Annotated in this window: 19 protein-coding genes; 6 read left to right on the top strand and 13 right to left on the bottom strand. The window is 53.2% G+C overall.

The window, feature by feature from the left end:
- Nucleotides 1–44: 44 nt before the first annotated feature.
- On the bottom strand, nt 45–866 hold the full coding sequence (gene menB / locus JI721_RS14585; protein ID WP_274455584.1) for a 1,4-dihydroxy-2-naphthoyl-CoA synthase: 822 nt from the start codon (nt 864–866) through the stop codon (nt 45–47).
- A gap of 184 nt (nt 867–1,050) precedes the next feature.
- On the opposite strand from menB, the gene JI721_RS14580 reads away from it, so the two are divergent.
- On the top strand, nt 1,051–1,953 hold the full coding sequence (locus tag JI721_RS14580; protein ID WP_274455583.1) for a 1,4-dihydroxy-2-naphthoate polyprenyltransferase: 903 nt from the start codon (nt 1,051–1,053) through the stop codon (nt 1,951–1,953).
- Between the two features lie 22 nt (nt 1,954–1,975).
- Here the strand turns inward: JI721_RS14580 and JI721_RS14575 are convergent, their stop codons facing one another.
- The 9 genes from JI721_RS14575 to JI721_RS14540 form a co-directional block, all read right to left on the bottom strand.
- Complete coding sequence (locus JI721_RS14575) at nt 1,976–4,993, bottom strand: peptidoglycan-binding protein (protein WP_274455582.1); 3,018 nt, start codon at nt 4,991–4,993, stop codon at nt 1,976–1,978.
- A gap of 395 nt (nt 4,994–5,388) precedes the next feature.
- Nucleotides 5,389–6,672: an IS110 family RNA-guided transposase gene (locus JI721_RS14570; protein WP_274454631.1), complete on the bottom strand. Its 1,284-nt coding sequence runs from the start codon at nt 6,670–6,672 to the stop codon at nt 5,389–5,391.
- A gap of 366 nt (nt 6,673–7,038) precedes the next feature.
- Nucleotides 7,039–7,269: a hypothetical protein gene (locus JI721_RS14565; protein ID WP_274455581.1), complete on the bottom strand. Its 231-nt coding sequence runs from the start codon at nt 7,267–7,269 to the stop codon at nt 7,039–7,041.
- A gap of 16 nt (nt 7,270–7,285) precedes the next feature.
- Nucleotides 7,286–9,181: a thioredoxin domain-containing protein gene (locus JI721_RS14560; protein ID WP_407654035.1), complete on the bottom strand. Its 1,896-nt coding sequence runs from the start codon at nt 9,179–9,181 to the stop codon at nt 7,286–7,288.
- 69 nt (nt 9,182–9,250) lie between these two features.
- Nucleotides 9,251–9,424, bottom strand: a complete 174-nt coding sequence (locus tag JI721_RS17355; protein WP_407654034.1) for a DUF255 domain-containing protein — start codon at nt 9,422–9,424, stop codon at nt 9,251–9,253.
- 278 nt (nt 9,425–9,702) lie between these two features.
- The gene (locus JI721_RS14555; RefSeq protein ID WP_274455580.1) at nt 9,703–10,272 is read right to left on the bottom strand and encodes an MFS transporter; all 570 of its coding nucleotides are present in this window, start codon (nt 10,270–10,272) and stop codon (nt 9,703–9,705) included.
- Nucleotides 10,273–10,284: 12 nt separating this feature from the next.
- On the bottom strand, nt 10,285–10,890 hold the full coding sequence (locus JI721_RS14550) for an MFS transporter (protein WP_274455579.1): 606 nt from the start codon (nt 10,888–10,890) through the stop codon (nt 10,285–10,287).
- 73 nt (nt 10,891–10,963) lie between these two features.
- A protein-coding gene (locus JI721_RS14545) for an IS3 family transposase (RefSeq protein WP_274455578.1) occupies nt 10,964–12,231 on the bottom strand; the annotation gives its coding sequence in 2 pieces (ribosomal slippage) (nt 10,964–11,910 and nt 11,910–12,231; 1,269 coding nt in all).
- A gap of 127 nt (nt 12,232–12,358) precedes the next feature.
- On the bottom strand, nt 12,359–13,261 hold the full coding sequence (locus JI721_RS14540; RefSeq protein ID WP_274455577.1) for an SDR family oxidoreductase: 903 nt from the start codon (nt 13,259–13,261) through the stop codon (nt 12,359–12,361).
- A 103-nt stretch (nt 13,262–13,364) separates the two neighbouring features.
- Between JI721_RS14540 and JI721_RS14535 the strand changes: the two genes are divergently transcribed.
- On the top strand, nt 13,365–13,769 hold the full coding sequence (locus tag JI721_RS14535) for a MerR family transcriptional regulator (protein WP_274455576.1): 405 nt from the start codon (nt 13,365–13,367) through the stop codon (nt 13,767–13,769).
- 312 nt (nt 13,770–14,081) lie between these two features.
- Here the strand turns inward: JI721_RS14535 and JI721_RS14530 are convergent, their stop codons facing one another.
- The 3 genes from JI721_RS14530 to JI721_RS14520 form a co-directional block, all read right to left on the bottom strand.
- Nucleotides 14,082–16,115: a right-handed parallel beta-helix repeat-containing protein gene (locus JI721_RS14530; RefSeq protein ID WP_274455575.1), complete on the bottom strand. Its 2,034-nt coding sequence runs from the start codon at nt 16,113–16,115 to the stop codon at nt 14,082–14,084.
- 25 nt (nt 16,116–16,140) lie between these two features.
- Entirely contained in the window at nt 16,141–17,577 is a 1,437-nt protein-coding gene (locus JI721_RS14525; protein ID WP_274455574.1) for an FAD-binding oxidoreductase, read from the bottom strand.
- A gap of 63 nt (nt 17,578–17,640) precedes the next feature.
- Nucleotides 17,641–20,526 carry a putative Ig domain-containing protein gene (locus JI721_RS14520; protein ID WP_274455573.1) on the bottom strand — a complete coding sequence of 962 codons (2,886 nt, stop codon included), beginning with the start codon at nt 20,524–20,526 and terminating at the stop codon, nt 17,641–17,643.
- Nucleotides 20,527–20,711: 185 nt separating this feature from the next.
- Here JI721_RS14520 and JI721_RS14515 point away from each other — a divergent pair, with 185 nt between their 5' ends.
- From JI721_RS14515 to JI721_RS14500, 4 genes are all read left to right on the top strand, one after another.
- Nucleotides 20,712–21,314, top strand: a complete 603-nt coding sequence (locus tag JI721_RS14515; RefSeq protein ID WP_274455572.1) for a TetR/AcrR family transcriptional regulator — start codon at nt 20,712–20,714, stop codon at nt 21,312–21,314.
- Nucleotides 21,315–21,619: 305 nt separating this feature from the next.
- Nucleotides 21,620–22,785, top strand: a protein-coding gene (locus JI721_RS14510; protein ID WP_274455562.1) for an IS3 family transposase whose coding sequence is annotated in 2 segments (ribosomal slippage) — nt 21,620–21,863 and nt 21,863–22,785 — 1,167 coding nt in all. Because the reading frame shifts where the segments join, the coding sequence is not laid out codon by codon here.
- Between the two features lie 237 nt (nt 22,786–23,022).
- Nucleotides 23,023–23,748 carry a group II intron maturase-specific domain-containing protein gene (locus JI721_RS14505; RefSeq protein ID WP_274455571.1) on the top strand — a complete coding sequence of 242 codons (726 nt, stop codon included), beginning with the start codon at nt 23,023–23,025 and terminating at the stop codon, nt 23,746–23,748.
- 324 nt (nt 23,749–24,072) lie between these two features.
- Nucleotides 24,073–24,471: a DUF488 domain-containing protein gene (locus JI721_RS14500; RefSeq protein WP_274455570.1), complete on the top strand. Its 399-nt coding sequence runs from the start codon at nt 24,073–24,075 to the stop codon at nt 24,469–24,471.
- Nucleotides 24,472–24,617: the final 146 nt, after the last annotated feature.

The following is a 24,617-nucleotide window of genomic DNA, read 5'->3' as shown; positions in this document are numbered from 1 at the left end:
AGGGCCACAGACAGCCTGTGACCCTCCGGTTCGTCCGCAGTTTGTCAAGGAAGGCGGCGGAACTTGGAAAAGTCCGGTTTCCGCTTTTCCAGAAATGCGTTTTTCCCTTCGTGCGCTTCTTCCGTCATGTAGTACAACATGGTGGCGTCGCCAGCCAGTTGCTGCAGCCCAGCCAGCCCGTCGGTGTCGGCGATAAAGGCCGCTTTCAGGAACCGAATCGCGATGGGGCTCTTCTCCAAAATTTCCTTGGCCCACTGAATGGCTTCGTCATGCAGCCGTTCCAGCGGCACCACGGCGTTCACCAGCCCCATCTCCAGGGCCTGCTGCGCGTTGTACTGCCGGCACAGGTACCAAATTTCACGCGCCTTCTTGTGACCCACAATGCGTGCGAGCAAGGTGGACCCATACCCGGCGTCGAAGCTCCCGACCTTCGGGCCTGTCTGGCCGAAAATCGCGTTGTCCGCCGCGATGGTCAAGTCGCAGCACACGTGCAATACGTGGCCCCCGCCGATGGCGTAGCCGGCGACAACCGCGATGACCGGCTTCGGCAGCGCCCGAATCTGCTTCTGCACGTCGAGAATGTTCAACCGCGGCACTTGGTCGTCGTTGCCGACGTACCCGCCGATGCCGCGCACGCGCTGGTCGCCGCCCGAACAGAAGGCTTTGTCGCCAGCGCCGGTGAACAAGACCACGCCAGTCGTCTCGTCGTCCCGAACATGATTGAATGCATCGATGAGTTCCTTGACCGTCTCAGGCCGAAATGCGTTGCGTACTTCCGGACGGTTGATCGTAATTTTCGCAATGCCTTCCGCACGCTCGTATAAAATGTCCTGATATTCTTTAACAGTCTCCCATTGCAGGGTCATATGGACTCGCCTCCGGTTTCCTCATTCCACCAGCCTCTGCCCGCTGGGCAGCCGGCCAGTGTCTCTGAACCCATTTAGTATAGCAAAACTTGGCCCGCGTCCAAAAGCGCAGGTCGGTGGCTCTGTGCTGGCTCATCTGCTATGATGTGAGGTGGTTCAAATTCTATCGAGAGGTGGCCCGTCCATGACATGGCGTCAACGATTTGACATCGGATGGCGGTTGTTTCGCCCATTCACCCTCACCGCCTCGCTGGTGCCGGTGTTTGTCGGCAGCGGTCTTGCGTGGGCAATGGGATACGCCCGCATCGGTCTATTTATCGCATTTTTGATTGCTTCTGTACTCATCCAATCTGCAACCAATATGTTTAATGAGTACTTTGACTATAAACGCGGCCTCGACACGGAAGACATGGTCGGGATTTCCGGAACCATTGTGCGCGACGGCGTCGCCCCGAAAACCGTGCTTCGGCTGGGCTGGTTGTGCATCGCCATCGCGGTGCTGCTCGGAGTGTACATTTGTGCAAGCACAACCTGGATCATCGCGCTGGTTGGCATCGCCTGCATGGCTGTCGCCTACCTGTACTCCGGAGGCCCTTACCCGCTCGCCTACACCCCGTTCGGTGAACTGGCGGCTGCCACGGCGATGGGGCCGACGATTGTGCTGCTGGCGTTCTACCTGGAAACGGGGTTCATCGACGGAAAGGCCGCGCTGGTGTCGATTCCCATCGGCCTGCTCATTGGCTCCATCCTGCTCGGCAACAACATTCGCGATATGGATCAAGACAAGGTCGGCGGCCGGCGCACCATCGCGATCCTCATCGGACGCCATCGCGGCCGAATCCTCTTGGCCACCGTGTTTGCCGTGAGTTACTTGATGGTCATCGCGCTGGTGCTCTGGAAGGACATTACGCCCTGGGCGCTGTTGGTTATCCTGGCCGCCCCGTCGGCCATCTTTCCGACGCGTCAGTTTTTCCGGTTTACGGAACCCGCCAAGCTGCACAGCGCCGTCAAAGGCACATCCGGTCACTTGCTTCGCTTCGGCGGGTTGATGTTCGTGGCATTTCTCGTGTCTGTGTGGGTGCGGTAGCCACGCCGCACCCAGGGCTTTATCACGAGGTGCCGGACGCCGATTGCGCAAGCGCGGCTAAACTTGCGTTCGCGGCACTGATGTACCCGGTAAAGGCTTGTCCTTCATTCGTGTATGTCGTGCCATTGTTGTTGTTCTGATTGACCAGTTGAACGGTGATGAAGCCCTTGGCGTCCGCACTCGGACTCGGCGCCACCACAAAGTCCCCGGTATGCAACGTCATCACGGGTGTGCCGGACGCAGACTCCGAGCTGTAGACGGGAATGCTGTAACCCGACTTCGCCATCGCTCGGTACACGTTTGTGAACTGCACGTAGCTCGAATCCACCCACCCTGAAATACTGCCCGCTGTGATGTGGTACCATTCTGTGACCAAACCACCATCCATTCCCTGTTCCATCTCATCAATCGTGACCGTTGACCCAACCGGCAACGACGGCACCGATGCAGATGCGCTGTTGGGGAACAAGCTGTTCCACACGTCTTGCGTGCAGATCCCGGTCACAGACAGCTGGTGCGATGCCTGGTAGGCCGAGACTGCCGCTGCTGTCAACGGACCATAGCTGCCGTCCACCGTCAGGTTGGCCCCGTTTTGATTGAGTGCCTCCTGCAGCTCCCTTACGGCGACACCGGACGAGCCGTTTGCAAGCGTCCCGGGAAACGCGGCTTCGCTGCTCACCCCGGGGAGCGGGTACACCGGCAGGTTCTTGGACGGATTGGCAAGCACCGTGCCCGTCGCTCCATTCATCTGATAGACCGGTTCGACGGTAACTGCTGGCGTCGGCGCGTTGTTGCTTGGCGCGTACTGCGTGTAACCCGAAATCGACCCGTTGGTCTGACTCATGAACTCGTTCATCAGGGTTGCAATGGAGGTGGACCACGTATGGCTCGTCGCGTAATGCTCATTCATGCCATCCAAGGTGGGCGTTTGATAAAAATTGCTGCTGCCCGGGTTCAGGTAGTTGTTGCGGACTTCCCAGGCCTGAAAAATGATGGCGTATTCGTTGGAAGGGAACATGCCCGCGTCAGGACCCGGATTGGAATCAAACGCGCCGTACCCAAACAGATTGTTTTTCTGCTCCGCGATAAGGCTTTTCCCCCAACCGGTCTCCTCAATCGCATGCGCCAACAAATACGTCGCGTTGACACCATACGTATTTTGCGCCTCGATGATGGCTTGCCCCAACCCTTGCAGTGGTGAATTGTTCTCCGCATAAAACCCATCAATTTGCGCGGCCGTGACACTCGCAGGGGCTGCAAATCGCAAATCCACCGTCCGGAACGGGTTCTCGAACGTCCCTTCATTCTTCCCTACATACTTCCCATTTTGGGAGAGCAGGAAGAATTGATTCATGTACGGCGAATTCGAAGAATCCGTCACCAAAAACACGTCCCCAGACTGCGCCCACGCGGGCGTGAAGGTGCCCAGCCAGCCGTAGGCGGTGCTGGTCCAATCGCCGCTGCTGTTCACAGTATAGGTGTTCGAAGGCATTTTCACGACCGTGCCCTTCACCGCATCGACCACGTAGCCGTTGGACTGCTGCGCGACGGCCGCCGCCGCAGCCGACTGCGTCGTGTAGTCTCCCTGCAGCTGGCCCGGACCGGAAAAGGCTTCAAAGTCCGGGACGGTGTAGACCTTCTTGCCGGACGGGTCCTCCACGTAGGCACCGGCATCACTGGCAACGGCGCTCTCCGCGGCCGCCGCCGTCGCATAGGTGCTCAGCGGTTTGCCTGCCTTGGAAAAAGTCGTGTACCCGGATGCGACGGTGCTCATCGTCCAGGTCGCTCCGTCCCAAGTCGACTGGATGCCCGCACGCTTTAACGCCTGCTGCAGGTTGTAGATGGGCACGTAGTCAACCGTCGCCCCTGCCTGGTTCGGATCCACATTCGTTTCCGGGGTGGCGCGCATCACCGTGGTCCCGTTAAACGTGATGGACACCGTTCCCGCCGGAACACTCAAATCACTCAAATCCAACGAGAACGAAGACGGAAACGTCCACTGCCACACACTGCCCGACCACTTGGTCTGCACACCCAGCTGGCTCAAGACATTCGACAAGCTGTCCACCGGCATGTAGGTGGTGCCGCCCTGGGCAAAGGCCTGAACCGTCGCGATGGATTTGCCATTAAACACAACCGATTTTGCAGCCAAGGGGGGGTATGCAGGCGTCGTTTCTCCCCCGGAGTTACCTCCCCCGGAACTGCCACTCCCGGAACTGCCTCCAGAGGAACTCGTCCCACCGCCCGATTGGGCCGTGCCGGAAGCCGCCATGAGCGAACTCGGTACATCGAGGGTCCACGCCGCTCCATTCCAATCCGACACGACCCCCACGCGGTTGAGCACCAACCCCACGTCGTAAATGGGCAAGTAGTCTGTCTCCGCCTTCGGATTGCTCGGGTCGGTGTTGGACAGCGCGTTCACGCGCATCACGGTCGTTCCGTTCAGCGCAATGCCGGACGACCCACTTGGCAGGTGGATGTTGTTCAGGTCGACCGTCACCGACGCCGGGACCGTCAGGTTCCATTGCTGATGGGTCCACGTGCTCTGAATGTTCAGGTGGTTCAACATTTGAATCATCGAGGATACGGGCATGTACGTCGTTCCACCATGCACAAAGGAATCCATCGTCATCAGGGACGCACCATTCACGATGATTGGTTTCGCGGTCAGTCCGGGCACGGACGACTTGGTGCCCGTCGCACCAACGGACGATCCCGGCGATGAACCAGAGGACGCCCGGGATGATAATGAGCCAAGCAGGGCAGCCCACGTCATCGGCCCGACGATCCCGTCCGCTGTCAGATGGTTCGAGCGCTGGAAGGACACAACGGCAGCTTTCGTCTGACTGCCAAAGTAACCGGTCACGGAGGTATCAAAATACCCCAAGGACCGTAAATCACCTTGCAGTGTTTTGACTGCACTGTTCTGACTGCCAAGTTGCACGGTCGGCTCAGCGGCGGCATAGACAGGCAGGGGCAGCGTCATGGTGCCTGCGCCGAGCGTCACAGCGCAGACCGCAATCCAAATTGGGCGTTTCAAGGTACAACCTCCCTCAATGATCTTTTGTTATCTCTCGTTTTCTCGCTCATTCGTAGCATTTTGCATTTGACTCAGCGGGCGAATGATGTCAGACTCCCCGTAGTGGGAATCTTCGGGACATGGTTTGTGCGTCCCCTATAGGGGATAACTCCCCGTTTTCAAAAATTTGGTCGCACCGTGGATCTCCACAAACACCTTCGCGGCGTACCCTCCCATGTCTCACAGGGTCCTGACTTCGGCCCTTTGCATTCCATCGTTCAGCCTGTCGAAGGGTGGAGGCCAGTTAAGCTCCTATGCAGGGTCATGGCCCGAATGGAATGTATCGTACCGGCTTCTCCGTGCTTCGTTTGTCTATTGCAGCCCTTGCGTACGGTTGAGCGAGTTTCGATTCCTTGTTACGCAGCAAACAGCTGAGCCGAGCGAACGGGTCCCATTGCCTTTTCAGGGTCGTATGGGACTTGCTTACGCCCGAGAGTGAACAAGATGCGAATCAGCTTACAACACAGGGCAATCAGCGACGACATGGGCCGCAGCGGGTTATCCACACGCGTGGTGTAATACTGGTGCAGCGCCTGAAACTGTGGATTCTTTGCCACCAGAATCAGCACGCAGCGGTACAGCAACGCGCGTAATCTTGGCCGTCCGCGTTTTGTGATCTTTGTCTGACCTTTGTGTTTGCCGGAACTGTTCTCCTTGAGATTGAACCCGGCAAGTTTTTGAACCTGTCGCCAGTGTTCGTAGGCGGACAGTTCCTCCACTTCGGCCAGGAATCCTGCCACGGTGACGACGCCCACGCCAGGTACACTGAGCATCTGAGCGGCTCCCGAAATTCGGTCCAGCAAACGCTCGATTTGCTCCAGCAGATCGCTTAACTGCTCCTGCAACAAGTCATATTGGTCAAGCAGCATCTTCAACTCCTGGCGTGCCATCTGCAGTCCTTCGGTTAACCCAACCGATTGGGAGGCCATTTCCACAAGGTATGTGGCCCGTTTTTTGCCAACGCCCCGCGAAATGCCATGTTCCCTCCACATGTGGACAATGTCTTCTGCTGCTTTAGCCTGAATGTCCTGTGGGCAAGGGCACTCGTGCAGACACACCAGCGCTGCTTTACCCTCCCAGTCCCGAAATACCTCCGTAAACTCCGGAAAGAACCGGTCGAGCCAGTTGTGGATACGGCCCTGCACTCGCTTGAGGTCTTCGATTAGACGCTCTCGTTGGTTCATCCCCACGCGCAGCTCAGCGTAGATATCCTTGGGGATGTTGGGTACGGAGTAGCGTCCGTCTTTGACCAACTGCGAGATGACGCGGGCATCCTTGTGGTCATTCTTCGTCGGATTATTGTCGTCCAGCTCTTTGCTCTTTTTCACGTGCAGGGGATTGACCAGAACGACGTCAATCCCGTGTTGGCGAAGAAATTGAGCTAGATTCATCCAATAGTGTCCGGTGGGCTCGACGCCGAACACCACATTGTCACAGCCGTGATCGGCCATGAGCGTGCGCATCCACGCAAGAAGCTTTTCCATGCCGCGTCTGGTATTGTCAAAGGACAGAGGCCTGCCAAGCTCAATACCGCGCGCATTGCTCGCACGTGCCACATGTATTTTCTTGGCAATGTCTGCACCGACGACCAAGGTTGAATCTGTGATGCGGCGAATCTTACGGTTTTGCGATATACTCATGTTGTCGTACGACCTCCCGATTCGTGTTGCTGTGCCAACTCAACACTATCAGGAGGTTTTCTTTGCCTCAAACCCGGAATTACTTCATTACAGGAATGCTCCTATGTATCGTACGGCTCGTGCGTGAAATGTGCGACACAAGCGACAATGCGGGATGATGGAAGCGACAGACATTTACAAATTTCAACGCGATTCGATGGTACGTTTCCAAATTCGTCAATCCACGTGCAAGTCCTGCCAAGTGAGGATCGAAACTTTTCCTCCATCCAGGCGTTTCCACACCTCGTGTCCAAACACAAAACGAGACTGTCCCAGACCACGCTGCTGAGACAGCCTCCACGAGCTATCGCGCTTGGAGAATGGTGTTCAGAATTCAGGCAGTTCGTCCAGGTTTGCGCCCTCTGCGTACTGACTGGTCCCTGCTGTCGCATCAATCTCCCACGTCCCGTCGGCGTGGACGTCGGTCAATGAATCCACCTCGCCATTCATGGCCATGCGCCGCGCTTCCTGGATGGATACGACTTGCCCGTCGTTGGTGAGCAGGTGCGTGATTTCCCCTCGCCAATTCTTCCGGACACGGACAAACTTCGTTCCCAATGCCATCCCCCTCCAATTACGTGTTTAACTCCGCCAGCGCCTGCTTCACATCGTGTGTCGGTTGGCGGCAAGCGTAGTTTTCACAGAGATAAAGGGTCACCTTGCCATTCACCGGCCGCTGCGCTGCCAGAAAAGGCGCAATTTCGGTCAATGCATCCGCCTGTGCCGACTCATCTCGAAACAGGACGACCGCCTGCGGCAGAAACGCCTCCTGGACGGCCCGGCAAGCCTCGACGGTCGCGGCATCGTGCCGTGATCCGGCAATCACCAGGTCTTGCCCTCGCGAGCGGGCGAACTGCAGCGCCAGCAAATAAAACGTGTGGCCCGCTGGGTAGTGCCCCACATCGCCAGCAAACGAGCGAAACACGTCCGACGCCGCCTGTTCAAATGCCGCATGGCCCGTCATCCGCGCCAGGCGCAGCAAATTGTAGGCAGACACCGAATTGCCGGACGGGATCGCGCCGTCATAAATCTCCTTCGGCCTGGCGATGAGCGCCTCACCCCCGCTTGGCGTAAGGTAAAACCCCCCGCCCGCCTGTTCATCCCGAAAGAGCGCCAATTGCTGCTCCTGGAAGGCCACCGCCTGACGTAAAAAAGACGGCTCAAACGTCGCCTCGTAGAGTTCAATCAAGCCCCAGATGAGAAAGGCGTAGTCGTCGAGATAGCCTGGGTACGCTGCGTGCCCGTCCCGATAGCGGGAGCGCAGCCTGCCGTCCGCATCCGTCAACCGCGTCTGGATGAATTGGAGCGCCCGCCGGGCGGCCTCGACGTAAGCGCGCTCGCCAAACACCCGGCCGACCGTGGCAAAAGCCGCGATCATCAAGCCGTTCCACGACGTCAAAATCTTGTCGTCCTTGTGCGGGTGAACCCGCCGCTCCCGATAGGCGAACAACTTGCGCACCGCGTCTTGCAATTCAGACTGCCACCGTTCAGGCGCGATGGCCGCTTCGTTCAGAAAGGTGTCCAGCGACTCGCCAATCCGGTTGGGAATGCTCTTGCCTTCAAAATTGCCTTCCTGTGTGATGTGAAACCACCGGCACACGCGGTTTCCCACCTCATCGCCAAGGACGTCCCGAACTTCATTGGGCGTCCACACATAAAACTTCCCTTCCACCCCTTCAGAATCCGCATCCTCGGCACAATAAAACCCACCGTCTGGGTGTGTCATGTCCCGCAGCACGTACGTCAGTACCTGCTTGGCGATGTCGGCGAAGGCTGGGTTTCGGGTGACCTGCCACGCCTCCGTATAGACAATCGCGAGCAGCGCGTTGTCATACAGCATTTTTTCAAAGTGCGGCACCAGCCACTGGCGATCGGTCGAGTATCGCGAAAACCCATAGCCAATCTGGTCATAGATGCCGCCCTGCGCCATGCCCAGCAATGTCCGCTCCACGGCACGCAGGGCCTCCTCATGGCCAAAACGAAGCGCATAGCGCAGGAGGAACATCAACTGGTGAGGCGTCGGAAACTTCGGTGCGTCGCCAAATCCACCATACGCTGCATCAAACCGCGCCAGCAGCGCCGACGCGCCATCGTGCAGCAATTGTTCACGCACATCGCCCGGCTGGGACTGCTCGAGAAAGGGCTTCAGCCGACTGACAACGCCCGTGCCGGTTCGTTCAATCTCCGTGCGGTTGGCCGCCCACTCCCGCGCAACGCTGGACAGCAGCCGAAGCAGACCCGGACGCCCAAAGCGGTCCTCCTTCGGAAAGTACGTGCCGGCGAAAAACGGCGCCTGGTCGGCCGTCATCAGAATCGTCAGCGGCCACCCGCCCTCGCCCGTCATCGCCTGGCACACCGTCATGTAAATTTGGTCAATATCCGGACGCTCTTCGCGATCGACCTTAATGGCAACAAAGTGCTGATTGAGGACAGCCGCCACTTCCTCATCTTCAAAAGACTCTCGCTCCATGACATGACACCAGTGACAGGTCCATATATTACTCCATTCCCGTTTATTGCCACTCGAAGCCCCGAAGGGCTACGAGTAGCCCACAGACAAAAAGACCGGCCGGTTGTACCTCCGGGCGATTTTGAACGCCTCGTCGCACCACGGCCACCAGTCGACCGGATTGTGGGCGTGCTGCAACAGGTATGGGGATTTTTCGTGGATAAGGTGGTTAGTGTATGCATGTTCGCCGTTGTTGGGTTTCACGGGTGAATCATCCTCTCTGGATGGTATTACCGCTATTGTATACCAACGCGACAGAAAGTATTGATGTGAGGTACTCGCGTGCCATGATAAGGACGAATACGCTCATTTCAAACAAATTTTCGTATGTTTATTCTATCGGTCTGAAGTACCGTTCTTGCATATTCGCCCCCGAGTGCAAGTAGATTTGCAACTAGATTGACACTAAGATAGCAGGTCTCGCATTGTCGCGAAACCTGATCTTAATGGATTGATTTAGCTGTTTAGTCTTCATGATGCGTTTATACGGTTCCCACTTTTCCGGAATCGGATTGCCGCCGGGAAGGAAGCAATCCGCTCGCGAGGAAAAGGAGCATGGAGATCAAAAAGCAGAGTGCAGCAAACAAGGTGACCGACATGAAGCCGCTCACGTGGGCGTACAGTACGCCAGCTACATAGGCTCCGATTGTTGCCCCGAAGTTCATGGAAGAGTTGGCCAGCGACGAGATTGTGCCCCTCGCTGTCACGGACAGAGTCTGCAATAAGCTCATCATGATCGGGAAAAGCATCCCTCCAAGAAAATAAATGAGGAAAAAGGTAATCCTGACTGCCATCATACTGGGGAGAAAGGACAGACCCGTATACAGAACGACGAGCACGAGGGAACCGATCAGGTAGGAACGCTTAACTCCTATCTTCTGCACCAGGCCGCTGCTGAACAAACTGCTCAGGACATTGCCCAGTCCGAAATACAATACCTCCCTGCCGATCGACGCTATACTGAGACCGAATTTGTCGGCAAGCCAAGTTCCCACAAAAGAAAGTGCCGCGAAATTACCAAGCTGAAGAATAAAATACGAGAGAAACGCCAACTTGGGCCTCGGTCAGCTCAGCAACGCCCGGTAGCGACCGACGATCGACGCAGCTTGATCTTCGGGCAGCGCTGATTTAACCGGGGGCATAGACCAAGCGACAAAAGCGACGATGACCAATGAACAAGCTCCGAGTGTGATGTACGGAATCGGCCAGCCATAAACGGCCAGAAAGCTTCCGATGGGCACACCGATCACTTGAGACACGCCAAGTCCGGCGGTAGCGATCCCCATCGCTCTCAAGATTTGTTTTGGCGGCACGAGCTGCGGAATGGAAGCCCATACTTGCGGTGAAGCGAATGCAGCACCGATCCCGGCCAGGAAGCGGAAAAGCAGCAATAACCAGAAGCTCGTGGCGAATCCGCAGAGCATGGTAAACAAGGCGAAGCCTAGCATGCCCACTATAAGGACTTTTTTGCGGTTCCAGCCGTCCGAGAGTGGTCCCGCAAGCAGCGCGAACACGGCATACCCTAGTGCGTATGCAGAAACTATCCAACCTGAGCTTTCCACCGATACGTCGAATGCCTTGCGAAGAGTAGGCAAGAGGGGTGAAGCGATGAACATATCGGTTCCAATGACAAACATAACACCAAAAAACAGAGCGACGATTCTGTTCATTCCTATCCCCCAGTTGTGTTGTATCGGATTGACACCCTTAGTCTGGACATAGCTCCCGTTTTCTAGCGTTATCTTAGACTTTCACATTTGACTTGGGCATGATACCTGTTTCAACATGTGCCTTGTGGAACTCGGATGGTGATAGAAAATTCAGACTCGAATGCATCCGACGCCCATTGTAATACTCCATGAACTCGACTACCGCTTGGTATGCCTGTGCATAACTCGCAAACTCGTGCCTGGACAGACAGTCATCTTCCAGGATCCTATGGAAAGATTCGATATGTGCGTTCATATTCGGCGTCCTTGGCGGAATTCTTTCGTGCTCCACCTCCAGTTGCTCACATGTCGATTCAAAGACCATGCTGACAAACTGTGGACCGTTGTCGGACCGGATTGTGGGTAACTGCTGAGTTCCGCCAAATAGGCGCCTTTTCCACAGAGCCCGTTTTAACGTATCCACAGCATCTGTCGCTTCACACCGCAGTCCGATGTGATAATCCACAATCTCCCTGTCGAACACGTCGATGTAAGAGAGCACGAAGAAGAACCGGTCCTCACCGTGGACGTATCCATACTTGATATCCACCTCCCAAAGTTGGTTAGGTTCTGTGACTTCACGATTTCTGGCGAGCTTTCGTGGATGCTTCGACTTGATCTTCCGTTGGGGCTTTAGAACCCCGAGTTCCTTACACAGGCGATATACCTTCTTCCTGTTGATAACCAGGTTGTGCTCCCGCCTTAGCCAGTGCGTCAACTTCAGATACCCGTATCCAAAACCATCCCCCTCAATGGCGTTCATAAGCCATTCCTTAACCTGCTCGTCGCTTATCTTTTGCCCATTCTTCGTATAGGTGTATTGGGTCGCAGGACGCCCTCCGGAAGACGTTTTCGGCTTCGGTTCGTGTGTCTGTTGATAATAATAAGTGGACCGAGAGACCCCCACGATGCGCAGCACGATGGTGACTGGATACCCGGCTGTGATCCACTTGTGCGCAATCGCTACTTTATCCGCAAGTGAGGGTTGGCTTTTTTTAACAGGTCACGGAGGATGGAAATTTCAAGGGCCTGTTCGCCCATTGTCTTTTTCATCCGCTCATTTTCTGCAATCAATTGCTGCTGTTCTGCTTGCAGAGCCTGCAGTTCCTCAGCAGTTGCATGTGTAACCTTACCCCTGGTCTTGGGGCTCGACATTGCGCTGCCATTCACCTGCTTAATCCAGCGGCGAACCATATTCGCATTCAGGTCATGCTTCCTGGCCACCAAAGACACGTTTCCCGTTTCAGAGCACTCACGAACGATTTGCTGCTTAAACTGCACTGAAAAATTCCGTCGTTCCATATTTCATCCTCCTGCTGTTCCAGTATGCTATCCAGCAGGGAGTCTGTCCAATCCGATTTCGGGGCTTAAGAGGTATTCCCGCCATCGAAACTCCTACCGCTTCGACCCTGATAGAGACGATGGACGATCAACTGTTGAAGTAATGCCCCTGTTCGAGATTCGAAATTAGTCCGGGGTGCACTGGTCGCCATCCCAAACGTGCCTGGGTCAATGCGCTCGACGTAGGGTTGTCGAGCGACACGAAGGCACCAAGCCATCCAAAGTGTGAGCCTGCCTCTTCGCGGGATATGCTGACCACCGGCAGGTTCAGGTGCTTACCGATGACCCCGGCGATGTCACGGAATGGCACCCCTTCATCTGCGACCCCGTGTAGCCGTGAGGCAGCCGAGGCCTTTTCTAACGCGAGGCAGAAGAGGTGTGCGGCATCGAGTCGGTGCACAGCCGGCCAGCGGTTGGACCCGTCGCCCACATAGGCAGAGACGCCCTTGTCGCGGGCGATATCGATCAGAGTCCCGACAAAACCCTTCTTTCTCTCGCCATGCACGGACGGTGCGAGACGGACGACCGATGACCGCACCCCGAGCTCAGCTAGCGCGATCGTAGCGTTCTCCGATGCCATTCGGGGTATTTGGGACCCATCCTCGGCGAAATCTTCCTCTGTCCCCAGACGCCCTGGAGAGATATAGGTGAGCGCTAATGTGCCTGAGCTGTTCACGAATGGTTTGCCGGAACCCTTAAGCGCCTCCCCAATTGTCTCGACGGCGCGAAAATCTGTTGCTACCGCACCGGCGTAGTCTGAGAAATCATGTCCGAAAGCAAGATGAATGACTCCATCCGCAGCAGTGGCACCGTCTCTTAGACTGTCGAGATCATCCAGGTCACCCCGATGTACGTAAGCACCGGCAGCCGTCAATGCTGCGGCGGCCTTGTCCGAACGGGCAAGCCCGACGACCTGATGCCCTGCATCGAGGAGTTCGCGTACCACCGCAGATCCGATGAAGCCTGTCGCTCCAGTGACAAAAACACGCATAATGATATCCTCCTTAAGCTGTTGAGTTGTTGAGCTCCTTGAACAATTGGAGTCTAAACTATAGAGTTAACTCTAAGGCAAGTCACATAGAGGAGAGATTTACATGAAAATTCAAGAGCTAGCGGCGAAGACAGGATTAACAGTCTACACAATTCGTTTTTATGAAAAGGAAGGCTTGTTGGACAGTCGGCATGTTCGGAGAGAGGAAAATAACTATCGTAACTATTCAGAGGAGGCTATCGAACGTCTGAAGCTGGTAAAGAAGTTTCAGGGCGTGGGTTTTTCGCTAGCCGAACTGAAAGAAATCTTGCAGGAACATGATGCAAATACGCTTACCAATCTACAAGTGATTGAACTGATTCGCCAAAAGATGAGTGAGATCGCACGTAAGAAAGACGAATATGATCAGATTCTTGGAACTCTTAACTGGATGTTAGACTACAGAATTGCATTGATGAATGACCCACAAAAGGCCAATTCTTTGTTCAAGCTTCGACATCCTGATTAAATCGTGCATTGGTTTGACTAAGAAATCAGTCAATCTGATCGTTCTATCACTTTTGCTCTGAAAGGTACTATTGAACTCTCCTGCCCCGCTGGCGACCTTAATGCGCAGGAACAGGAACTGAATATTCATGCAAAAATCGCCACAAGGGGCTTATTCAGTTCTCGCCCCCGTTTGTCCAAGTAGATTCCCTGCTAGACTAGCCTCTACTGGTCCGTAGGTGCCCGGCGAATATGCAATTTTGACTTCAGTTACGGGAAATCAAAACTGCCCCACAAGGGGGCAGTTCGATTCGGATATGTTTCACCTCTTGCATTAACCCTTGGGCCGCACCGAAAGTTTCGGCATTGGAGTATGGGTAACTCCATGCTTTACATTCGGGTTGGTCCAGTTTCCAGACAGGTTTACACCAGCAGAATCCTGAATATTAATTCCGTCTGTTTCGTATCCGACAAGGTTATTCGCAATTGTTGTATTTGTAATTGGAGACCCACCCGCTCCAACGTCGATACCTGTCGGGACTGTCGTTACCCCAAAATCGGGTTTGTTGAACACTACCCAGTTGTGCACAATTGCATTTCCGGTGACGGTTGAGCCGGGTGCGTGTGTGTGGATGTCAATGCCGCCAAGCCCGTTGTCTTCGACATGGTTGTTCATCACCATGTTATTTGAAACAATTCCGCCTGGAACTGGAGTAGCGAGCATAATACCACCTGCACCATTGCCCTCGGACCAGTTGTTCGAGATGGTGTTGTCGTACGTGCCGTGGTGCGCTACGTGTGAGACGATGGTAATGCCACAATCAATGGCGTTGTTGTCTACTGTGTTCCCAGAAATGACATCACCAAAGGACGGCGCCGTTTCGTCGGACAATTGCAGACCACCATCCTTGTTCTTCACGCTCTGGTTGTCCAGTACAAAAGAATCCTGGACACCCACCAGGTGCAACGCCTCGTAATCCACACCCTGCGGAATTTTACCGAGCGCATTGTTCGTGATCACATTATCGCAGATTGTCAGATCGGTTAGAGCGCCCTTTCCGGCCGCGAGCAGTCCTTCTTGTTGAGCATTTTCCAATGTGAGCCCTTGCACAGTCACGTCTGATGATTGAATCCGAACAGCATGGTTCTGACCTGTTGCATCAATGATTGTGTTCGCAGCCGCATTTGGCACTGTGGGGTCCGACTCAAGCGTTACGGGTTGTGTGATGGTCACCATTTCCTTGTATGTACCAGGCTCGACGATGACGGTGCCGTTCGGTGGTGTGACACTCAGTGCGTGGTCGATGGTTTGATACGGACTCGCTTGTGTCCCTTGCCCAGATGTATCGCTACCAGTCGGGCTTACATAAATTATAGATGCGGGACTCTGGACACTTACATCTTGAAACTGTGCCGTTTCCGATCCGATGGACACCGTAACCTCGTATGATCCCGTGGCCAGATAGACGTTGTTGCCGTAATGATAATCAGGCATTCCGACATCGGAACCATACATTGCCACAGCCGAAACGTTTGATGTTTTGCCCGTGGCTGGGTCGGTGATTGAAATCGTCGGCATGATGTTGTTCTCGATGGCACCCGTTTTTAGATTGAACACATGAACTTCCAGGTGGTGATTCACCGGCATTCCATTGAATGTTGTGTTCATGCCCGGCATTGATGTCCCGGTCATCGGCATGATGTCCCCAGTTTGTCCTGCGGCGGCTTGTGCAGGAGTAATCATGCTGCCTGTTGGTCCAATTTGTAGGCTGATGAGGTATGAAGAGGTAGTTTCAGTTGCAACCGTCGTATCTGAAGACAGGGCTTGTCCAATGTTCCCCTGTGCCACAGTCGTGCCTGCCGCCCCTTGTACTGAAGGCAGTGTATCGAGTCGGAAGTACCATCCATCCTCCGGGATCGCGACAATTCCTGAAACATTGGTGGTCAGTGAAACTGTTCCATTAGAATCTGCTGTAACGGTCGGTAACGTCCAGCCACTTCCGGCGTCGGCTCCCACTTCTCCGTATCGTATCTCCGGTGTGTAGGACTCGCCCGCCGTCAGTCCTGACATCTGAAGTGTCACCTGTAATCCGCTCTGCGTCACGCTCAGCTTTACTGTGCCGGAAGCTGTTGAACCACCGGTAGACTCCATGGTAACATCTGCACTCATCAGCCCAGGTTGGTTGTTCATCGCGGGCATACTTGAACCAGAACCCATCCCTCCGGTTGTGTTCCCCATTGAATTGCCCATGGACGAACTTCCTGAAGCCATCGTTCCTGAACCAGAGGTGCCTGCATACGCAACGCTGGCTCCTTGTGTCAACATCCATGCCGTGCATAGTGCAATCAGAATGCTTGCCTTTTTCATACTATATCGCTCCATTCTCTAATGTTTAGTTGATTCTCTCATCAACGGGGGCAATATTTAGATTGAATCGAAAGACATTGGTTGGATCGTATTGCCGTTTGATGATAGCCAGTCTTTCGTAATTCCGCCCATACGAAGCTCTGATAATCGCTTCTACGTCTTCTTCGAGTCCCGCCATATTCAGATACGTTCCATCGTTGTATGCATAGGGGCGAAGCGCGTCATAGAATGAGGTCACCCAATTGATTGCAGGTTCTTCTTCACTCGGGTCCTGCCATAGGGATTCCATCATCACGACCGAAGACGCGCCACGGTCGCCAAACGCGCTTCTATCCGCTGGAACGTTTGCCATTTCGCCTCCGAGCGGCCAGATCATCGCCATTGACATTGGCCCCCCATTTCTTACCGCATTTTTGATCACGTTAATCATTTCATCATCGAGATCACCTACGTACAAAGATTTCCCGTACGCAGGGACCCCCTCTGGGATGCGATCGTCGTGCATGGTATGTAAGCCCGTGTAATCCACAGGACCGCTCATGTCCATCAACGGGGTCGCAAGTCTGCGCAGTGGTTCAATGTCCAATGCGGCTTGTTCTAAATCCTTACCTGCATGCATGCCATTTAGAGTGACGACTCTTTGCCCTACCAGATGAGGTGGAACCCCCGGTAACGGCGGAATGGCTACCATTGCAATGTTGAAACTGACATCGACTGTGCCGGTGGCGAGATAGTCTCTACAACCGCGCAGCACAACCGCCATGTCGTCTCCTGAGTAGGTGACTTGAATCCCCATCACCATTGGTCCAACCGGATGCAACTGAAACTCAAATGAAGTCACAACTCCAAAGTTTCCCCCACCGCCACGAATCGCCCAGAATAATTCCGGGTTCTCATCTGCACTCACATGAACGAAGGAACCGTCAGCCAGGACGATATCTGCGCCAATCAGGTTGTCACATGTGAGGCCATACTTGCGGCGAAGATATCCCATACCGCCCCCTAGTGTCAGACCGGCAATTCCGACCTTTGAAACATCGCCCGTCGGAACCGCTAAACCGAACCTTTGCGTTTCTCGAATCACCTCCCCTGCCGTCGCGCCGCATTGTACTGTCGCAATTCGGCGAACGGGATTGACCGATACAGCACGCATTTCGGACGTGTCGATCATGACACCGTTGTCACAGGTGCCATGTCCCGCGATGTGATGACCACCGCCACGCACCGAAACAGGTAGGCCGTATCGACTTGCAAATTTCACTGTCTCAACCACATCTGAGACACCCCGGCACACCACAATGACCGCGGGCCTACGGTCGAACAGCGCGTTCCACACCTTGCGCGTATGTTCATAGGCAGGTTCCCCCGGAAGAATCACGCTGCCATGGATGGCATCACGTAAGTGAGACACCTCTCGATTTCCTAAATCACAAACACCTTCGGCTAAAATTTCCTTCGACATATGCTGAAAGCCCTCCAATGATAAATGTGCGCAGGTGTAATAGAGTGCGTAGCTTCAATTCGCCTACTTACTCGATGGTTGCACAGGTGTTCCGTTCGTTATTGTCCATGTCGTCCCATTCCATGTGCTCTGCAAATTTAAGCGGTTCAGTAATTGCATCACATACCAGATTGGCATGAATGTTGTTGCCTGATTGCCGCCCGGAGGCGTCTTTGCCACGGCGTCTACATTCTGAACAAGGTTTCCGTTCAAGTAGATGTGTGCATTTCCCGAGCCGACTTGAATATTGCGCATGTCAGGCGACACATTGTCTGTCGTCATGTGCCAGTTGTGACCGTCCCACGTGCTATTGATCCCCATCGACTTTAGAAACTGCATCACATACCAAATCGGCATGTATGTGGTCTCGGTCGAACCGCCGCCATCCATTACCACCGCAGGAACGTTCTTAACCTGTCCGTTCCACACGATGCTCCGGACGTTGTGGTTCAAAACGTCAATGGTTATTGAGCCTGTGGTCGTGCCACCATTTGCGTCTGTGGCCTGCACTGTCAAAGTGGTTTGACCGGTTGCCGTCGGTGTCCCTGAAATGACCCCGGTCTGTGCGTCCAGTGAAAGGCCACCAGGCAGAGTTCCTGAAACAATGGACCACGTGTATGGCCCTCCTGTGCCGCCCGTCGCGGTGAGCGTTTGTTGATAGGGCGCATTCACACAATCTGCCAGCAAGACTTCCGACAAAACTTTCAACGCTTTTTCGACGTTGAGCGTATAGGTTTCCGTTGCAGTCCTGCCGCTTGCGTCCTCGACTTGAACTGTAAACGTGCTCGTTCCACTCTGTAATGGTGTACCTGAAATGAGTCCGTTGCTGCTCAACGATAATCCGTCCGGGAGAGAGCCTTGCGTCACACTCCACGAATATTGACCATTGCCATTGGACGCTTGTAGCTGCTCTGAGTAGGGCTGACCCACTGTTCCATTACCCATCACTGTCGTGTTAATTGTGACGGGCGGTACATACGGCGGAGGCGGTGGAGCGACGGGTACAACTGTTATTGTTGCTGTTCCTTGAACTGTTGGGTTTGTTCCATAGACGCTCGCCGTCAGTGTAGCTGACGTTCGCGTTGAAACGGTCGGTGCGGTCCATACGTCTGTGTAGTTCCCATTCGTATCCGTTGTGACCGACGAGTTCTTCCAACTTCCTGTGGAACTCGTAAGATTTACTTGCAGACCGGGCAGAGGATTGTGTACGCCATCATACACAGTTCCAGTCACTGTGACCGTTTGCCCAGAGGTCACCGTTGCGGAATTCGGGGTGGTTGTCAAAGTGATGGTTTGAGGCGCGCCTTTGATATCGCTGTTGGTGAGTTGGAATTCACGCCAAGCCTCGATCTGATTGCTTTGGTTCAGTTCGAAAATCGCTAGATACTGACCAGGAGATACATCGGTGATGTCTGAACCCGATGTATATGTAGTGACAGTGTTCGATTGCAATTGGATGCCAATCGGTGGATTTGGCGCGGGATTATTACTTATCCCATACGCAAAACTGTCTCCCATCTGATTCGGAGTTAATGTAACTTCAGTGTTGCCATCCGTACTCCCAGGGCCAATCGTGGCAGAAGAGATAGGGGGTGCATTGTCGTTGATATCACTGCCTGTTAATTCAAACTGATGATAGGCAACAATCTGCTTGCTACTGTTCACTTCAAATACATACACATACTTGTTCGTCACCGCATCTACGCCTTGAATATCTGTGCCCGAAGTGTAAGGAACCGCGCTGCTTCCAGTTGGCAAAGTGACCCCTACATTTGCAGTGGTAGACGGTGAGCTTCCGACTGCAACCTCAAATGTATCGCCAAGATTATTTGGCGTTGCTGTGACTTCTGTAGTTCCTAGCGTACTCCCTGCACCAACAGATATCGTGTTGATGTCTGGTGCGGGAAGGGGAGTCAAATAGGGGAAAGACACGCCGTTAGCGATTCCCCACGCACTCGGATTCTGCCATTGAAACGTATTTGGATCCATCATTTGTGCTGTGGTCTCAGGTATTGCAAAAAGTGAGCCATCTGTATTGAGACCTGACGTTTCCGTATCCCAGTATGCGGCTTCTCCCGCCGACAGTATTTGTCCGAAAAGCCCTCCAGTATCCGCACCCGTCGCGCCTGTGACTCTTCCGGTTGCGTAGATATCAACATTACTTGTACCTGTTATCTCCTCCCCTTCGTCTTCTTGCCCAACGAGGCCTCCAGTGTTTGATCCACCAGTTATGTTTCCTGTTGCATACGAATCAAATATCGTTGAAGTTGAGGCGTTGTCGTTGGAACCCACTAAGCCACCTACCGCTGTGTTGGATCCCGAAGTTACATTTCCCGTTGAGTAGGTATATTGGATTGTTCCGTTGTAATCGTTGTATCCCACTAATCCACCTGCTGCGTCACAGTCAGTATCTGTAACGGATCCTGTTGAGCCTACGTCTTGAATGGTTCCTTGGTTCCAACCTACTAGTGCCCCGACGTATTGGGTTGCCGATGTATTTACATTTACATTCAGTAAAATCAGGTTCTTAATAGCGCCTGCTGAAAGTCCGAAGAATCCACTATCCGTGATTGAGGAATTTCCAGCACTTGGATTGATGGAACTCTGTGTAATGTCCATGTTTGAAATCGTGTGTAGCTGACCGTTAAAGGTCCCCGTGAAGTCAGCTATAGGTTGCCAGTTGGTATACGGTTGCCCACCATTTAACTCTGACATGTCGATGTTGTTCATCAGTTCAATAGTGCTTGAGTCATAGTTCGACTGGTTCTGATCGATGTATTCCAACTGCTCCGGTGTCGATACTTCCACCACGCCATTGCTGTCCGTGGGTGGAGCTTGCGGCCCTGTTGTTCCTGCAAGTACAAATGGCTCTGGCAAAGCCAGTCCCGTAAGTGCGATAATCGCAGACAACTTTAACGGAATCCATTTACTTCGTCGCGGCATAGGCTCACCCCAATCTCTGTTTGTGTTATTTTAAAATAACAAGTGATATTATAATAACAAAATATCCGTTGAGCAACAGTAGCTTTGTGCTTATTTGACTTCCGAACATCTTTGGTAAGATGTAAATCAGACATTCTTTTTGAGGTGGTTTTGTGACAGTCAAAAACGTTCGAGGCAGAGAAACACGTACTCGGATTTTGGAAGCAGCAGCCCGTGAATTTGCATCCAAAGGATTTCGAGAAGCCACAACCGCAGATATTTTAGCCAAGGTGGGCTTGACCCAACCCGCGTTCTATAAGCATTTTCCGAACAAACAGGCCATGTATGATGAATTAGTCAAGGAGTTTCGACTTGGCTTTAACCAGCTAATACAAGGAGTCCGATTAGCACCTGAATTAGATGTGAAAAATGTATCACCGAAAATATATGAGGCCGTTGTGAAAGTTTTTACATTCCTAGGTATAAATCCAAATCTGACGAAGATTGGTCTGATTTACGATTCGAACGCCGACACACTAAAGGATGAATTGGCGGCCCTAATTGCGGAGAACATCCGAGTTGAACAGGAGCTAGGTTACCTTCAATCGGGACTTTCTCCTGAGATAATTGGGCAGTGTTTGGTCGGAATCATAGAACGACTTACAGTGCGGTATTTACTCACAGATGAGAGATCTCCTGAGGAATTAGCAAATGAAGTAGTTAATTTGTTGGGTCCGGCATTGATAATTCAAAATCCAATTGATGAAAGTCCATAATACTGCTACTAACAGCGGAGCAGCCGACAGGGACTCATGTTTCAGGTCAGCGGGTGGAGTGCGTTCCTCGCTCACTTTCCGAATCCAGGACAAAAGTCCTAATTTGAAAGTGATAAAGGTCCCAAGTCAGTTCAGCAGTTAAGCGGTATATTAAATACAACCCTATAATACCCTTTGATGGTGCGCACCTACCCGTGGTTGCGCCATTTTCTTTTAGTGTGGTTGACGTAGACCTTGGTGTTAGGCTGAAATAGTGGACACAACGAATCGAGAATGTAAGAATAAGGCGATTCGGGGTGAGCTACATGACACAGAAGTACGACAAGGAATTCAAACTTCATGCAGTTCAATTGGCTATGGAGAGTGGGAAGCCAGCGAGCCAGGTCGCTCGGGAACTTGGCGTCTCACAAAAGACACTGTATGGCTGGATGGCGAAGTACAAGGAGGATCCTGCTACCCCGTTCGTTGGTAGCGGGAACCTCAAGCCGGAAGTGAAGGCCTTACGGGATCTTGAGCGGGAAAACCGTGAACTGCGAGAGGAGAATGCAATCTTAAAAAAAGCGATGCGCATCTTCACCAACGACCGGAAGTAAGGTACCAATTCATCCACAGACACCGCTCCAAATTTCCGGTTGAGAAGATGTGCAAAATATTGGGTGTATCTCGGAGCGGGTATTATGCGTGGTGTGGACGCCCTGAGAGCGAGCGGTCCAAGCGTCGCAAACGAATCACGAAGCGGATTCATCAGATATTCGTGAAATCCCGTCGTCTCTATGGCAGCCCTAAAGTCACGCAGATCCTGCGCCAAGAGGGCGAGCGGGTGGCACAGAAGACCGTGGCCAAAATCATGCGGGAGAATGGGCTTAGAAGCCGTACAGTCCGCAAGTACAAGGCAACCACATACTCGAACCACAATTACCCTGTGCAGGAGAATGTGTTGAACCAAGCGTTCGTAGCCGAACGGCCCAACCAGGTGTACATGTCAGACATCACCTACATTCCAACGGACGAGGGTTGGCTGTACTTGGCCAGTGTCGAGGATCTGTGCTGCCGTAAGATTGCAGGTTGGCGTGCGGGTGCAAGGATGACGAAGGAACTGTGCATCGGGGCGCTGGAGCAGGCCTACGAACGCCAGAGGCCGACAGGACCTGTGCTGCATCATTCGGATCGTGGGAGCCAATACGCCTCTCATGACTACCAGGAAAAGCTGCGAGAATACGGGATGGTAGGCAGCATGAGCCGCAAGGGGAATTGTTTTGATAATGCATGTATCGAGTCGTTTCACAGTATTATCAAGCGAGAGCTCGTCTATCTGGAGAAGTTCAAGACGAGAGAGCAGGCAATGAAGCGCATCTTCGAATACATCGAGGTCTGGTACAACCGGGAGCGAGTTCACTCATCGCTGGGTTACCTAACGCCGGTTGAATTCGAAAGAAGATATTACCAATCCTTAAAAGATGCAGCAAGCTGAGCAATAACAGGCATCATATCAGAATATTAAAACTTACAATTTCTCTGTTCTGGGGTGTCCACTTTATTGACTTAATACCACGTAGGCGTCGAACTCAGTCTAGAAAAGACTCATATCACTCACATCAATGACGGGTTCGACTTCCTTGGCTTCCATGTCCGCAAATATAAAGGAAAGTTGCTCATTAAGCCCGCAAAGGACAGCAAATTGGCTGTGTTGCGGAAGATTAAGAGCATCTTGGACGCCAACAAGCAGGCCAAAGCCTCTTTGGTTATACGGCTGCTCAACCCAGTCATTCGAGGATGGGGCAACTACTACAGCACACAGGTTAGCAAGCGGACGTTTGCCTACTGTGACCACCGAATCAACGAAATGCTGTGGAGATGGGCAAAGAGGCGACACCCGAAAAAGAGTGCACGGTGGATATACCAGAGGTACTTCCCCCGACAGGGAAGCAGAAACTGGGTTTTCTCGGATGGCGGATATACACTGGCCACCATGACCGATGTGCGTATCATTCGGCACATCAAGATACAGGGATGCCGCTCCCCCTATCGTCCAAATGACCAAGAGTACTTCGTCACACGACGGGAGCAACTGCTGCTCAAACGGCTAAATGGATTCCAGAAGAAAGTGGTGCGCAAAACGAGTGGCAGATGTCCTCTATGCGGGTGCAACATATCTGTAGAGCACTTCCGCCGTTGGCAAAACAACGGAGAGGACGCCATTCTATTTGCTCGGATGATTCCAGAGCGACTGGGCGGGCACGACACGATTGAAAATGTGTGCGTTACTCATAGATGGTGCTACGAGAAGTATCGTGCGGCTTTCGGTTACGATGTTCTCCCAGACAACCCGGAACGCTTCCTCTCCAACCAAGAGAAGATTGTCAATGGACGAGTTGTTTGGATGCACAAGCACCTATCAAGGGATGAGGAACTTAAAGACTACAGGATGGCTTGAGCTGCATAACGGGAAACTGTTACGTGCAGTTCTGAGGGGGCGAGGGCACCGTAAGGTGCCTGAGCTACCCGGCGGCGTTAACGACATAAGGAAACGCTGACCAAATTGCATAAATATAAATCATGCGGTATATCGGAGCGCCGCGTTTTTCTGCATTTTTGAGTTGCGGAAAACATTTTTACCGGGACTTAGCTGCCATAGGGGGTTCTCCTGAGACGGTCATAAACACTTTTTCTCTCCGTCCGGGGGAACTCCTTGTTCCTTCAAATATACGATGAGTCGATCTCTACGGTATCCTGAATGCAAAGGCGGTGACAGGGCTTGATGAATCAGATTCGTTTACAACACAAACGCATCTACGAACCCATCGATCCGAGTGATGGTATGCGTATCTTGGTGGATCGACTGTGGCCGAGAGGTGTTCGGAAGGACGCGGCTAAGGTGGATGTTTGGCTGAAGGAGATTGCCCCCAGTCCGGACCTTCGATCCTGGTTTGACCACAATGCGGATCGTTTCCCCGCGTTTCGAACCGCCTATGAAATGGAGCTCTCTGTCAATGAAGAGCACCGAAAGGCGGTGGCACAGGTCATGGACTGGTTGCAAGATGGTTCCGTGACCCTGTTGTATGCCGCGAAGGATCCCCATTACAACCATGTCGTGGTGCTGCACGACTTCCTGATGCAGCAAATTGAGCAGCAAGAAGTCGCTCAAACGGAGGGTTGACCATGCATGCATATATCGGTGATTGTGTGAAGCATCCGGACAGGGATGAGCAAGGCGAAGTAGTCGACATTCGCACGAATCCGGCGTGCTTATTACGTTGGTCATCAAATGGGAATCAGGAGAGACGGAGGAACTGAGCGAGTTGG

The organism is Alicyclobacillus cycloheptanicus (assembly GCF_028751525.1).
GTDB lineage: Bacteria > Bacillota > Bacilli > Alicyclobacillales > Alicyclobacillaceae > Alicyclobacillus_L > Alicyclobacillus_L cycloheptanicus.
The sequence above is the reverse complement of the archived record's forward strand: the minus strand, read 5'-3'. Positions and strand labels throughout refer to the sequence as shown.